Below are 13,895 nucleotides of genomic sequence, written 5' to 3'. Positions count from 1 at the left end.
CTGTGTAACAGGCGTGAAAGCCAATGAAACCGGGCGTTTTGGAAAGGGCGTTACACTCGTAACACCGGTTACACCAGTTTTGGAGGGGGGGCTGGATGTGTGCTCTCATGCTGCCTTTCCAAATTGGCCTACACCCCATTGTTGGCCTCTGGTGAGTCAAGATGATCAGCGTGATTCCTGATGACCAGGTGTTGAGGACAGCTGATATGCAATGCGACCGGCTCGAGATAGATTGACTACCTGACAACACGGCGGGAGAACACCATGGAAGACATCCCTTTGCTTGCGTCATTACTCAAGCGCATGAATGAAAACCAACTGGCGCTGGGGGCAGCTATCGAGGAATTGTCAAACTGGGTTGAGCAAAGAGGATCTACAGAAGTGGCACAGAACATCCGAGGGGCACTAGAAACCCTGGATGGGAATGCAGGATTCATCACCCTTGCCCTCGCCTCACTGTCGGCAGAAGGTCGGACAAAGAAGTGACTACCTGGCCGAATGGCTACACATCACCTACCAACTGGTGGTGCTTTACCTAGCGGGAATACCACTACATCTGTAGGCAGAAGCAAGCAGCGTGTATGCCTACATGTATGCCTAACCGATAGACACCGCACAAAACCCTTTAAATACAGCGCTCTACACGATCAGTTCAAATGACTGTGTAGCCACCAAGTACTAAAAACGGCTTACCGAAAGGTAGGCCGTTTTTTTATGCCTGCTGTTTACCCTGGGTGGGAAAATGGTCGATCACGTCACGCTGCGCGTGGGACCAATTCTCTAATCTTCGGTGCATAAATCCCTCCTCTGCTGCGCTAAAGTCCCCCGACAGGAAGACCAGATCATTCTCACAATGAACGGAGTTCAGCGCGTGCTTTTTATTTCCCGTCGTCGACTGTCACTAGCTGCCATCACCCTCGCCCTGGCCGGCTGCCACACCGCGATCAAAGAACAACCGCCCGCACCGGAGCTGGGGTCGGGCTATCGCACCGACCTCACTACCCGCCACGCCGAGCGGCATATGGCTGCCGCCGCCAACCCACTGGCCGCCGAAGCCGGGCGCGAGATGTTGCGCCAGGGCGGCTCGGCAATCGATGCGGCCATCGCCATGCAAGCGGTGCTGACGCTGGTGGAACCGCAATCCTCCGGCATCGGCGGTGGTGCCTTCATCATGCTGTGGGACGGCGAACGAGTGCACGCCTATGACGGTCGTGAAACCGCCCCGGCCGGGGCTACCGAGCGCTTGTTCCTGAACGCCGACGGCACGCCAATGGCGTTCACCGACGCGCAGATTGGCGGGCGTTCGGTGGGCACGCCAGGTGTGCTGCGGGCCTTGGAAATGGCGCACAGCAAGACCGGCCACCTGCAATGGGCCAAGCTGTTCGAACCGGCGATTCGTTTGTCTGAACAGGGCTTCGCGATATCGCCGCGCTTGCACAGCTTGATCGCCGCAGACCGCTTTATCGCGCAGTCACCCGACATGGCAGCCTACTTTCTGAATGCCGACGGGTCGCCAAAAGCCACCGGCACCCTGTTGAAAAACCCGGCGCTGGCCAAGGTGTTCAAACGTATCGCCAAGGAGGGACCGGATGCGCTGTACCACGGCCCGATTGCCGATGAGATCGCACGCAAGGTGCAGGGCCATCGCAACGCCGGCAGCCTGTCTCAGGCCGACCTCAAGGGCTACGTCGCCAAGGAACGCACGCCGTTGTGTACCGACTACAAACAATGGAAGGTGTGCGGCATGCCGCCGCCATCATCGGGTGGCATCGCTGTGGCGCAGATCCTGGGAACGCTGCAGGCGCTGCAAGCCCGTGACCCGCGCCAGGCCATCGCGCCGATGACGCCAACCCAGAGCCCTTCCCCCGCCGGGCTTGAACCAGCGCCTGAAGCCGTGCACCTGATCGCCGAAGCCGGGCGCCTGGCCTTCGCTGACCGCGCGCTTTACGTGGCCGATGCGGACTTTACGCCGGTGCCGGTGGCCGGCCTCGTCGCCCCCGATTACCTGACCCGGCGCGCCGCACTGATCGGTGAGCGCAGCATGGGCGTGGCCAAGCCAGGCCAGCCGGCGGGCATCCAGGTCGCCTATGCGCCAGACCGTTCGCCGCTGCGCATCTCGACTTCCCAGGTGGTGGCCGTGGATGACCAGGGCGGCGCCGTATCGATGACCACCACGGTGGAAGCGGCGTTCGGTTCCCACTTGATGGTCCAGGGCTTTTTGCTGAATAACCAGATGACCGACTTCTCGTTCATCGCCGAAGAAAACGGCCAGCCCGTCGCCAACCGCGTGCAGCCCGGCAAACGTCCGCGCTCTGCCATGGCACCGACGCTGGTGTTCGACCGTCAGAGCGGTGAGTTGCTGGCCACGGTGGGTTCGCCGGGCGGCTCGCAGATCATCGAATACGTGAGCAAGTCACTGGTGGCCATGCTCGACTGGAAACTCGACCCGCAAGCGGCCATCAACCTGCCCAATTTCGGCAGCCGCAACGGCGCGACCGAACTGGAAGCCGGGTTGTTCAGCCAGGATGTGAAGCAGGCATTGAAGCGCAAGGGCCATGAGTTGAGCGAAATAGAGATGACCAGCGGCGTCCAGGCCATCGTTCGCACGCGTGATGCTCAAGGCAAGGTGTCGCTGAGCGGCGGTGCCGACCCGCGCCGCGAAGGCGAAGCATTGGGCGATTGATTCATCCTGTGTGGCGGGGGAACGGGCTCCCTCGCCACCACGCAGACGGTTCAGCGGTTGATCTTCAAGCCCTTGCGCGCGGCATGCCGTTCCAGCGCCAGCTCGATCAGGCGGCTGACCAGTTCGCTGTAACTCATGCCGGCCGCCTGCCACAACTTGGGGTACATGCTGATGCGGGTGAAACCGGGCAGCGAGTTGATTTCGTTGATCAGCACTTCACCGTCGTCGGTGAGGAACACATCGACCCGCGCCAACCCCGCGCATCCCAACACCTGGAAGGCTTCAATCGCCAGGCTGCGAATGCGCTCGCTGGCTTGATGGCTGATGTCCGCCGGCACCACCACCTGGGCGGCGTGGGCATCGATGTATTTGCTGTCATAGGAATAGAAGCCGCTGCTGACCACGATCTCGCCGCAGCCGCTGGCGATGGGGTTTTCGTTGCCGAGCACGGCGCATTCGATCTCGCGGCCCTGGACCGCGGATTCCACCAGCACTTTTTCATCGAAACCCAAGGCCAGTTCGACCGCCGCGTGGTACTCGGCTTCGCTGCCGACCTTGCTCACGCCCACTGACGATCCCTGGTTGGCCGGTTTGACGAACATCGGCAAGCCGAGCTTGCCTGCTGCCGCCGCAAAGGAGGTGCGCGCCGCATTGGCGCGGGTCAGCGTGATGAACGGGGTGACGGCAATGCCCGCGTCGCGCAGCAGGCGTTTGCTGATGTCCTTGTCCATGCACACCGCCGAGCCCAGCACGTCCGAGCCGACGAAGGGCAGGTCCGCCATGCGCAGCAGGCCTTGCAGGCAACCGTCCTCGCCAAGGGTGCCGTGAACGATGGGAAAGATCACGTCGATGTGTTGCAGCGCGCCCTGGCCTGATGTCTCAACCACTTGCTGGCTGGCTTTGCCGGGCACCACCGCCAGTTCACGGCTGGACTGGTTGAGGGCAATCAGCGCCGGGTTTTCCTGGTTGATCAGGAAGTTCGAGGTGTCATTGAGGTGCCAGTGACCGGCCTTGTCGATACCGATCAGAACCGGCTCGTAGCGCGAACGGTCAAGCGCGTCGACGATGTTGCGCGCCGACTGCAACGACACTTCATGCTCGGCCGAACGGCCACCAAAAATAATCCCTACCCGCACCTTGTCCATGACCCGGCCTCGCTGTTGAAAGTAAGGCTTCTTACCACGGACAATCGGTGGTTTGCCAGCCTCTGCACGATCGTGCAAGACCCCGGCAGACAACGCATACAGACTGGGTTAACGTGTTTCCACCTCCTTTTGTGACAAGTCACCATGGGCAACCCTACCCACACCCTCGACTGGCTGCACCGCGCCCCGCACGCCAGCGGCCTGGACCGTATCGAGGCGTACTTTGCCGGCTTTGCGTTCGACCCCCATCGCCATGATACCTACGCCATCGGCCGCACGTTGTTCGGTGTGCAGAGTTTTCATTATCGCGGCGGCATGACCCATAGCTTGCCCGGCACTACCATGGTCATCCACCCCGATGAAATTCACGATGGCCGCGCGGGCAGCGCAGAAGGCTTCAAGTACCGGATGATTTACGTGGAGCCGGCGCTGATCCAGCAGATCCTCGGCGGCAAGCCGTTGCCGTTCATACCGGGTGGTGTGTCCACCGACCCTCGGCTGCATCGCGCCAGCGAAGTGTTGCTGCAAAGCCTGGATTGCCCGATCGACCCGATGCAGGAGCAGGACGCGATGTTCGACGTGGCCCAGGCGCTGAGCGATGCCAGCGGCGCAATCGCCAAGCGCACCTCCTTCGACTACGTTGCCGCCGAACGTGCCCGGGAATTTATCCACAGCGCCCTGGGCCGCAGCATCACCCTGGATGAAATGGCCGAGCATGCCGAGCGTGATCGCTGGGCGTTGTCGCGAGATTTTCGCTTACTGTTCGGCACCAGCCCCTACCGCTACCTGACCATGCGCCGGCTGGACCTGGTGCGCCACTTATTGGCCCAGGGCCAGCCACTGGTGGACGCGGCGATGACTGCCGGCTTCAGTGACCAAAGCCACATGACCCGACAGTTTCGCAGCACCTACGGCATGCCGCCGTCGCGCTGGGTGAAGATGCTCGGGCGCTGATCCAAGACTTGGAATGCATTCAAATGTGGGAGGGGGCTTGCTCCCGATAGCGGTGTATCAGCGACAAATAGGCTGGCTGACACACCGCTATCGGGAGCAAGCCCCCTCCCACATTTTGGAATAAGGTGGCATTGCTGGCATTGGGTCATGGTTTGTAAAGGGCCAGCAAGCCGTGTCCCTTTAAATTGCAGGACGTTTCCGAGACAATCCCCGCCGCCTTGTGCCTGTTGGAATCGATGGCTAGTCTTCGGTCCGTCGCTGGATTTCAGTGATCGGGTTTAGCAGCCCGAACTCAATAGGCACAGGTTCACCTATACGTTTATGGTGGCTGTGCGCGGGGCACTTTCGGGTGCGCCGGTTTTCCTATTGACCGGTCTGCTAACCCGCGTACAGCTGCCACCTTACGTTTAGCAGCCTAGGTGGTCGCTCCCTTGCTCAATAGGAGTTACACCATGACCAAAGCACTTCCCGATCCACCCATGGATTGCCTAGTCGTCAATGAAGAGCTCAGCTTCGAAGACGCTCAACTCTATATTTCCCATCTGATCAACAGCGCATCGGCCACGGTGTGGGACTGTTGCGATCACCTGCAACCCCACGACCGCGCCCGAATCCATGCCGCCTGGCACTTGCTGGAGATGGCCAAGACCGTGGTAAACCGCACCATCGAGTGCATGCCACGAACCTGAAAAACATCACAAACCCATGTGGGAGCTGGCTTGCCTGCTCCCACAGTTGGTCTTCGCTGCTTTGAGCATTGCGCTCGCTCGACTGGGCCTGCCCCCTTGGTCAGAGCTGGTGCCCGACAACCGGTTGGCCAATGGCCAGGAAATTCCCACCTGCCACATGGTGCAACGTGCGCAGTTCATCATGCCCTTCAAAATGCCAACGGCCCTCGCTGAATACCCGCTCATCAGCATAGGCCGCGACTACTTCGCCCAGGAACAGGTCATAGGTCTGCTGATTATGCGGCTCAGGCAGCAGGCGGCACTCCAACCAGGCCACGCAACCTTCCAGCATCGGCGCCTCGGTGTGTTCACCGCTGAAGCTGTGCAGGCCGTAGGCGGCGAATTTGTCGGTTTCGGCGCCGCTGGTGTTGCCGACCGTTTGCACCAGGTCGGCCTGCGCGACGCAAGGCACCTGGAGCACGAAGGTGCCGGCGCCTTCGAGCAGCTGACGGGTCCAGGTGGCCTTGTCCAGAACGACCGCGACTTTGGGCGGATCAAAATCCAGCGGCATGGCCCAGGCAGCGGCCATGATATTGCGCTGGCCGTTATGCGCCGCGCTGACCAGCACCGTCGGCCCATGGTTGAGCAAGCGGTAGGCCTTGGACAATGGGACGGGACGACGGTGAGTAGGGCTCATGGGGATCGGCTCTTGGTACGAGGAAAAACCTACGATACCTCAAGCCTGGGCCCTACAGGTCAGCTCGACAGCTGATTGGCGAATTGTCCGACGGCGCTTACCACTTTTTGCGCACCGTCTTGAATCTCCACAATCACCGTGCCCGCCTCGGCCGCCAGGGCCAGGCCCTGCTCGGCTTGCGCACGTCCATCTGCCATCAAGGCCACCGCGTCGCGGGCCATGTCCTGGTTCTGGCGCACCACACCGACAATTTCCTCGGTGGCTTTGCTGGTGCGTGACGCCAGTTGCCGCACTTCATCGGCCACCACCGCAAAGCCACGCCCCTGCTCCCCAGCACGCGCCGCTTCGATGGCCGCGTTGAGCGCCAGCAGGTTGGTCTGTTCGGCGATGCCGCTGATGGTCTTGACGATGCTGCCGATCACCTGGGACTGAGCATTCAACGCCTCGATACCCTCGCCGGCCTGCTGCATGTGCTGGGCCAGGTCGCGCATCACGTCCACCGCCTGGGTCACCACGGTGTTACCGCGCTGGGCGCTGTCATCAGTTTGCAGGGAGGTGCTGTAAGCGATGTTGGCGGCATCGGCCACTGCCTGCTCGCGGTCGACCTGGTCGGTGATCACCGTGGCGAACTTGACCACTTTGTACAGCCGCTCATTAGCGTCCGCCACCGGGTTATAGGTGGCTTCCAACCACACCGCACGGCCATGACTGTCCACACGTTTGAAGCGCGCCGCGACGAACTCGCCGGCGTTCAGGCGCTTCCAGAACTGCTGGTAATCCGGGCTGTTGTACTCCTGCGGCTCGCAGAACATACGGTGATGCTTACCCTGGATCTGCGCCAGGCTGTAGCCCATAGCGCCGAGGAAGCGGTCATTGGCGGTGAGCACTTGCCCGTCCAGGTCGAATTCGATCAACGCGGTGGAGCGCATCAGTGCAGTGATCAGGTTTTGATGTTCACGCGAACTTTCGATGGTGCGCGTGAGGTCGCTGGAATAGATCGAAAAATGCTTGATGCGCCCGTCCGAACTGCGCACCGGTTGTACGACCGAGCGTAGCCACGCCTCTTTGCCATTGCCGCGCATGAGCCGCACCGCGCCAGCGAAATGTTCGCCACGTGTCAGCGCCTGTTTGAAACGCAACTGAAATGGGTCCTGGCGAATGTGGGCCGGCACCAGCTCTTCGATTGGCCGCCCCTGAATCTCGCTCAACGGGTAGACCAGTTCCTGCAGGAAGTTGGCATTCGCCCACTCCACTCGGCCATCGGGGTTCAGCGTCAGACAGAGCATTTCGCTTTCCAGGCTCTGTTTAACCTGGTGCAAGCTCGACAATTCTTCGCGAAGAGCCGACAGCTCCTGCTTCAGGCGGGTATTGAACATGGGGCACCGATAGGCAAGTGGGGAGGGGGTCTAAATCTGCATCGGCGCTGCGGGTTTTTTCTGAAGAGGGCTTCGGGCACTGGCCGAATTATATTTTCGGCATCCTTGAGCTTCCATTCGAATCCCCTCAGCACTGGGTTGCGCCTTGCACCAAAAAGGCCCGTTGCACTTGGCTGGCGCGGTATCAGGTATGCTTTTCTGGCTGAAACAAAAAGAAACATATTAGCCAACCTGCTCGATAAGGAGTCCCGTCTTGGAGTTATCGACTGCCGCGTGGATGGTTCACGACACCCGCTTGATGTTCTGCGTACTGCTGGCGATTGCCAGCATCATCGTGCTGATCAGCGCGACCAAGTTGCCGCCGTTCCTGTCGATCCTGATCGGCACCTTTATTGCCGGGGTCGGCGCCGGGCTGCCCCCGGAAGAAGTGGCCAAGGCGTTCAGCAAAGGCGCCGGGGCGATTCTCGGTGAAGCCGGGATCATCATTGCCCTGGGCGCGATGCTCGGCGCGCTGATGGCCGAATCCGGCGCGGCGGACCGTATCGCTACCACGTTGCTCGGGCTGGGCAAAGGCAAGTCCTTGCCGTGGGTGATGGCGTTGGTCGCCATGGTGATCGGCCTGCCGCTGTTCTTCGAAGTGGGCTTGGTGATGATGGTGCCGATCATCTTTGTGATGGCCAAACGTTCGAACCAGCCGTTGCTGAAAATCGCCATCCCCGCACTGGCCGGCATGACCACCCTGCATGCCTTGATGCCACCTCACCCTGGGCCACTGATTGCCGTAGGCGCGTTGCACGCCGACTTGGGCCTGACCATGTTGCTGGGCTTTTGCCTGGCGATGCCGGCCGTGATCCTGGCCGGGCCGCTGTATGGCAACTGGCTGTCCAAGCGCCTGCACGTGGATGAACCGGCCGAGATCGGCGCGCTGTTCAGTGCACCGCCCAAAGCGCCGCGTCAGCCGAGCTTTGGCGTGTCACTGCTGATTATTCTGTTGCCGGTGATTTTGATGCTCGGCAGCACCCTGGCCAAAGTCGCGTTGCCTGCGCAAAGCACGGTCGGCCTGACCTTGAAATTCCTCGGCGAACCGCTGATCGCCCTCGGGCTGGCGGTGATCGCCGCGGTGATCTGTCTGGGCTGGGCCGCCGGCATGCCACGCGCCGATGTCGGCAACACCCTGCGCAAAGCCCTCGCGCCCATCGCCGTGTTGCTGCTGACCATCGGCGCCGGTGGCGGCCTCAAGCAAACGCTGCTCGACGCGGGCGTGAGCCAGACCATCAGCAAGGTCGCCGAAGGCGCACACATGCCGTACCTGTTGCTGGCCTGGCTGATCGCTGTGGCACTGCGCCAGGCCACCGGCTCGGCCACCGTCGCTACCACTACCACGGCGGGCATTCTCGCGCCGATGATGGCCGGGCTCGCGGCGACCCAGAGTTCACTGGTGGCGCTGGCCATTGGCGCAGGCTCGGTGTTCTTCTGCCACGTCAATGACGCCGGATTCTGGATGGTGCGCGAGTACTTTGGTTTGCAGCTCAAGCAGACGATCTGGGTGTGGTCAGCGTTGCAGACCATCGTTTCGGTGGTCGGGCTGGTCGGTACATTGCTGCTCTGGCACTTGCTGACCTGAGCCTCAGCCAACCAGGGTGTGGCGCTTGCCGAACAGCGCCGCACTCCCGGCCCCCACCGCGCCCATCACCACGCAATAGCCCACGCAGATCCACGGACTCGTGGGCATCAACGCAATCAGTATCAGCGGCGTAATGCTCGCCCAGAGCGCATAGGCAATGTTGTAGGTGAAGGAAATTCCCGACACCCGCACCTGCGCCGGAAAGAGGCCGACCATCACCGACGGCACCGCGCCCACCACACCGCAGCTCAAGCCTGCCACGGCATACGCCGCGCCCAGCCAGATACCGCCGCTGATCAGGCTGGCGTACAGCATAAACACCCCGACCGGCAGCAGCAGGCTGTAGACCAGCACCGCGCGCCAGGCGCCAATACGGTCCACCAGCAGGCCCGCCAATACGCAGCCGATGTTGAGGAACACAATCCCCAACGCGCTCAGGGCAAAGGTGTGGCTGGGGCTCATGCCGAAGGTTTTCTGCATCATGGTCGGGGTGATGACGACGAGCACCACCACCGCCGAGGTGAGCACACAGGTGAGGATCATCGCCGGCAGCAACACGGCGCGGTGGTCGCGCAATATGGTGCGCAGCGGCAGTTCGGCGGCAGCCTGGCGGCGAGCCTGCATTTCGAGGAACACCGGAGTTTCGCTGAGCCAGCGACGCAGCCATACGCCGATCACGCCAAATACGCCGCCAAGCAGGAACGGCAAGCGCCAGGCGTAGTCGAGAATTTCGGCCGGGGTAAACACCTGTGCAAGCAACGTAGCCGTGAGTGCGCCCAGCAAGTAGCCGAACGTCAGGCCCGCTTGCAGGAACCCCAAGGCATAGCCGCGATGACTGCGCGGGGCGTGTTCGGCGACGAAGGTCCAGGCGCTGGGCACTTCACCGCCTACCGCAGCGCCTTGCAAGACGCGCAGCACCAGCAGGATCAGCGGTGCGAAATAGCCGATTTGCGCGTAGGTCGGCATGATCCCGATCAGCAGGCAGGGCAAGGCCATCATCAGGATGCTCAGGCTGAACACACGCTTGCGTCCCAGGTGGTCGGCAAAGTGCGCCATCAGGATGCCGCCCAGCGGACGTGCGAGGTAGCCGGTGACGAAGATGCCGAAGCTTTGCAGCAGCCGCAGCCACTCGGGCATTTCCGGGGGGAAGAACAGTTGGCTGAGGGTCAGCGCGAAGAACACGAAGATAATGAAATCGTAGATTTCCAAGGCGCCACCGAGGGCGGCCAGGCCCAGGGTTTTGTAGTCGGAGCGGGAAAAGCGCTGCGCCTGTGAAGAAACGGTGGCAGTCATGTACAAGCTCGGCAGACAGACAAAATGGCGTGCAGGTTATGAGTTGAACCGGATCCTGGCAATCGCGGCGGATATATTTGTTTTACTCATTGATCGATGAAGATAACTACATTCACAAATCAATGAGCGTAGAGGAACATGCCGAAAAACTGCCAACCCCATAATAAATACAAGAGGAAAGACTCGTGGCCGATGCTATCGAAGAAAGCCGCTATGCCCGATTCGCCCTGCGCTGCTCCAACTTCGCCGAGCGCTGGTTTCCGGACTCCTGGGTGTTCGCCGCCCTTGCCGTGATCATCGTCGCGGTGGCCACCCTGGGCATGGGCGCTGCGCCCACCGAAGCCGCCAAAGCGTTTGGTGACGGGTTCTGGAGCCTGATTCCATTCACCATGCAGATGGCCTTTGTGGTGATCGGTGGCTATGTGGTCGCCAGTTCGCCGCCTGCGGTGAAACTGATTGACCGCCTGGCACGCATCCCCCGCAACGGTCGCTCGGCGGTGGCCTGGGTTGCGCTGATTTCCATGGTGGCGTCGCTGCTCAACTGGGGCCTGTCCCTGGTGTTCGGCGGTTTGCTGGTGCGCGCACTGGCGCGGCGCACGGACCTGCGCATGGACTACCGTGCCGCTGGCGCGGCTGCCTATCTGGGCCTGGGCGCGGTGTGGGCGCTGGGGTTGTCGTCCTCGGCCGCGCAGTTGCAGGCCAACCCGGCCAGCTTGCCGCCCTCGATCCTGGCGATCACCGGAATGATCCCGTTTACCGAAACCATCTTTTTGTGGCAATCCGGTGTGATGCTGCTGGCGCTGATCATCGTGTCGCTGATCATCGCCTATGCCACCGCACCGGGCCCGAACAGTGCACGGGATGCCAAAGCCTGCGGCGTCGACCCCGCGTTCAATCTGCCCAAGCTGCAGGCCCCGACCCGACCCGGCGAATGGCTGGAGCACAGCCCACTGCTGACGATCCTGCTGGCGTTGCTGGCGGCCGGTTGGTTGTTCCACGAGTTTTCGACCAAACCGGCCATCAGCGCCATCTCGGGGCTCAACACCTATAACTTTCTGTTCATCATGGTCGGCGCGCTGCTGCACTGGCGCCCGCGCAGCTTCCTCGACGCGGTGGCCCGCGCCGTGCCGACCACCACCGGCGTGCTGATCCAGTTCCCGCTGTACGGCTCGATTGCGGCGCTGATGACCGTGGTCAAAGGCGGCGACGGGCAGACCCTGGCGCACCATATCTCGCTGTTCTTCACCTCCATCGCGTCCCACGACACCTACGCCCTGCTGATGGGCGTGTACTCGGCGGTGCTGGGCTTCTTCATCCCGTCCGGCGGCGGCAAGTGGATCATCGAAGCGCCCTACGTGATGCAAGTGGCCAACGACCTGCAATATCACCTGGGCTGGGCGGTGCAGATCTACAACGCGGCCGAAGCGCTGCCGAACTTGATCAACCCGTTCTATATGTTGCCGCTGCTCGGGGTGTTGGGGCTCAAGGCGAGGGATTTGATCGGCTTTTCGTTCGTGCAGCTGCTGGTGCACACGCCGCTGGTGTTGTTCCTGTTGTGGGCATTGGGAACAACGTTGAAGTATTTGCCGCCGGTGATGCCTTAAAAGCAGCCTCAAGCTGCAAGTTTTTAGCTTCAAGCTTGCTGCTTGAGGCTTGGAACTTGTAGCTGCCTTAATTTCGTCACATTCCATTGCTACCGTCCTGCGAAATATCTTGCAACATCTCGCCAAGGATTCCCCCGCAATGACTGACGCGCCCGAAGACCGCCCGACTTCCGATTCCAACACCCAATCGCCGGTAGACACGAGCCGCCGGCGATTCCTGGGCGGCGCGGCGGTGCTGGGGGTAGGTGCGAGCTTGAGTGCCTGCGGCAACGCGAGCCAGACACCGGGTAAGCCGGTGCCACGGCCGCTCTCGCCCCAGGAGCTGGACAAGGCCTTGCGCGAGAATGTGAAGACCGTGGTGGTGATCTACGCCGAGAACCGCAGTTTCAACAATTTGTTCGCGCACTTCCCCGGACTGGAGAAGCCTCTCTCGGCGCTTTCCACTGCCGACTTTCAGCAGCGCGACCGCGACGGCAGCGTATTGACCACCCTCCCCCCGACCTGGGGCGGCGTGTTGCAGGCGGGCCCGCAAAGCGTGGATGGCGTGACCTACCCGAGCGCGGTGCAATTTCAGGAAAACCTGCCCAACGCACCGTTCGCCCTCAAAGGCCCGAATGCCGAAGACTTGCCGCTGAGCCTGGTGACCCGGGACTTGTGGCATGTGTTCTACCAGAACCAGATGCAGATCAACGGTGGCAAGAACGACCGCTTCGTGGCCTGGGGCGATTCCGGTGGCCTGGTGATGGGCCATTACGCCCAGAGCCGCTACTCCCTGCGCCTGTGGGATGTGGCTAAGGAGTTCGTGCTGTGCGACAACTTTTTCCAGGGTGCGTTTGGTGGCTCGTTTCTTAACCATCAGTACCTGATCAGCGCCACCGCGCCGACCTATCCCAATGCCGCGCAGTCGGTGGCCAAGGCGCAGATCGCCACGCTGCAAAGCGACGACCCCACCGACACCCGCCTCAAGCCCCTGGACGCTTCGCCGGCCAGTGCCATGGCCGGACCGCCGCAGTTCGGCCCCAGTGCCTTGACGCCTGACGGTTACGCGGTCAATACGCTGGCTCCGCCTTACTGGCCGACCTGGATCCGCGACCCGCAAAACCCGGACTTTTCCAAACCGGACCTGCCCAATGTGCTGGTGCCACAGACCCATGAACACATTGGCGACAAGCTCTCGAAAAAGAACGTCGACTGGGCCTGGTACGCTGGCGCGTGGCAAGCCACTCTGGATCAATTCAAGGACTCGGGCGGCATCCCCAAGATTCCGAACTTCCAGTATCACCATCAACCCTTCAATTACTTCAAGCAGCAAGGCCCGGAAAACCGTGCGGAGCGCGACAAACGCCTGCGCGACGGCGGGCTGGGCGATGAGTCGAGCACCAACCGGTTCTTCGCCGACGCCGAAGCGGGCAAGCTGCCTGCCGTGAGTTTCTACAAGCCCCAGGGCAACCTGAACATGCACGCCGGCTATGCCGATGTGGCCTCGGGCGACCGCCATATCGTCCGCGCCTTGAAGGTGCTGCAGGAAAGCCCGCAGTGGAACAACATGGTGGTGGTGGTGACCGTCGATGAAAACGGCGGCTGGTGGGACCACGTAGCACCGCCCAAAGGCGACCGCTGGGGCCCGGGCACGCGGGTTCCGGCCCTGGTGGTGTCGCCGTTCGCACGCAAAGGCACGGTTGACCATACGGTCTACGACACCGCTTCGATCCTGCGCTTGATCACCCGTGTGTTTCAGTTGGAGACCCTGGACGGCCTCAAGCAGAGGGATGAGGCGATGATCGCCCGCGGCCAGAAACCCATGGGTGATTTGAGTAACGCCTTGCAGTTCAGCGTGTAGGTTTACTTATC

At 61.6% G+C, this 13,895-nt stretch carries 10 protein-coding genes and 2 pseudogenes; 7 read left to right on the top strand and 5 right to left on the bottom strand.

Going from position 1 to position 13,895, the window contains the following annotated elements; genetic code table 11:
• Positions 1 to 264 precede the first annotated feature (264 nt).
• Together SC318_RS03575 and ggt are read left to right on the top strand one after the other, a co-directional pair.
• Positions 265 to 486 (top strand): hypothetical protein, encoded by a 222-nt coding sequence (locus SC318_RS03575; RefSeq protein ID WP_017478639.1) that lies wholly within the window; start codon positions 265 to 267, stop codon positions 484 to 486.
• Positions 487 to 853: 367 nt separating this feature from the next.
• Positions 854 to 2,683 (top strand): gamma-glutamyltransferase, encoded by a 1,830-nt coding sequence (gene ggt, locus SC318_RS03570; protein ID WP_320429681.1) that lies wholly within the window; start codon positions 854 to 856, stop codon positions 2,681 to 2,683.
• Between the two features lie 50 nt (positions 2,684 to 2,733).
• Here the strand turns inward: ggt and ddlA are convergent, their stop codons facing one another.
• Positions 2,734 to 3,828 (bottom strand): D-alanine--D-alanine ligase, encoded by a 1,095-nt coding sequence (gene ddlA, locus SC318_RS03565; RefSeq protein WP_320429680.1) that lies wholly within the window; start codon positions 3,826 to 3,828, stop codon positions 2,734 to 2,736.
• 144 nt (positions 3,829 to 3,972) lie between these two features.
• Here ddlA and SC318_RS03560 point away from each other — a divergent pair, with 144 nt between their 5' ends.
• Together SC318_RS03560 and SC318_RS03555 are read left to right on the top strand one after the other, a co-directional pair.
• Complete coding sequence (locus SC318_RS03560) at positions 3,973 to 4,782, top strand: AraC family transcriptional regulator (RefSeq protein WP_320429679.1); 810 nt, start codon at positions 3,973 to 3,975, stop codon at positions 4,780 to 4,782.
• Between the two features lie 452 nt (positions 4,783 to 5,234).
• Positions 5,235 to 5,471: a hypothetical protein gene (locus tag SC318_RS03555; protein WP_003188310.1), complete on the top strand. Its 237-nt coding sequence runs from the start codon at positions 5,235 to 5,237 to the stop codon at positions 5,469 to 5,471.
• 100 nt (positions 5,472 to 5,571) lie between these two features.
• Here the strand turns inward: SC318_RS03555 and SC318_RS03550 are convergent, their stop codons facing one another.
• From SC318_RS03550 to SC318_RS26950, 3 genes and pseudogenes are all read right to left on the bottom strand, one after another.
• On the bottom strand, positions 5,572 to 6,147 hold the full coding sequence (locus SC318_RS03550) for a flavin reductase family protein (protein ID WP_320429678.1): 576 nt from the start codon (positions 6,145 to 6,147) through the stop codon (positions 5,572 to 5,574).
• A gap of 59 nt (positions 6,148 to 6,206) precedes the next feature.
• Positions 6,207 to 6,638 (bottom strand): annotated as a pseudogene (locus SC318_RS26955) (methyl-accepting chemotaxis protein); the annotation flags it as partial.
• A 108-nt stretch (positions 6,639 to 6,746) separates the two neighbouring features.
• Positions 6,747 to 7,433 (bottom strand): annotated as a pseudogene (locus SC318_RS26950) (PAS domain-containing protein); the annotation flags it as partial.
• 343 nt (positions 7,434 to 7,776) lie between these two features.
• Between SC318_RS26950 and SC318_RS03540 the strand changes: the two are divergent.
• Complete coding sequence (locus tag SC318_RS03540) at positions 7,777 to 9,147, top strand: GntT/GntP/DsdX family permease (RefSeq protein ID WP_320429676.1); 1,371 nt, start codon at positions 7,777 to 7,779, stop codon at positions 9,145 to 9,147.
• Positions 9,148 to 9,150: 3 nt separating this feature from the next.
• Here SC318_RS03540 and SC318_RS03535 read toward each other — a convergent pair whose 3' ends face one another.
• A complete protein-coding gene (locus tag SC318_RS03535) occupies positions 9,151 to 10,440 on the bottom strand; it encodes an MFS transporter (protein ID WP_320429675.1) in 1,290 nt (429 codons plus the stop codon).
• A gap of 185 nt (positions 10,441 to 10,625) precedes the next feature.
• On the opposite strand from SC318_RS03535, the gene SC318_RS03530 reads away from it, so the two are divergent.
• The gene (locus SC318_RS03530) at positions 10,626 to 12,044 is read left to right on the top strand and encodes a short-chain fatty acid transporter (protein WP_124384995.1); all 1,419 of its coding nucleotides are present in this window, start codon (positions 10,626 to 10,628) and stop codon (positions 12,042 to 12,044) included.
• Between the two features lie 139 nt (positions 12,045 to 12,183).
• On the top strand, positions 12,184 to 13,884 hold the full coding sequence (acpA, locus tag SC318_RS03525) for an acid phosphatase (protein WP_320429674.1): 1,701 nt from the start codon (positions 12,184 to 12,186) through the stop codon (positions 13,882 to 13,884).
• Positions 13,885 to 13,895 lie beyond the last annotated feature (11 nt).

Source organism: Pseudomonas sp. MUP55 (genome assembly GCF_034043515.1).
In the GTDB taxonomy this organism is placed as follows: domain Bacteria; phylum Pseudomonadota; class Gammaproteobacteria; order Pseudomonadales; family Pseudomonadaceae; genus Aquipseudomonas.
This window is presented reverse-complemented; position numbering and strand designations above follow the sequence as displayed.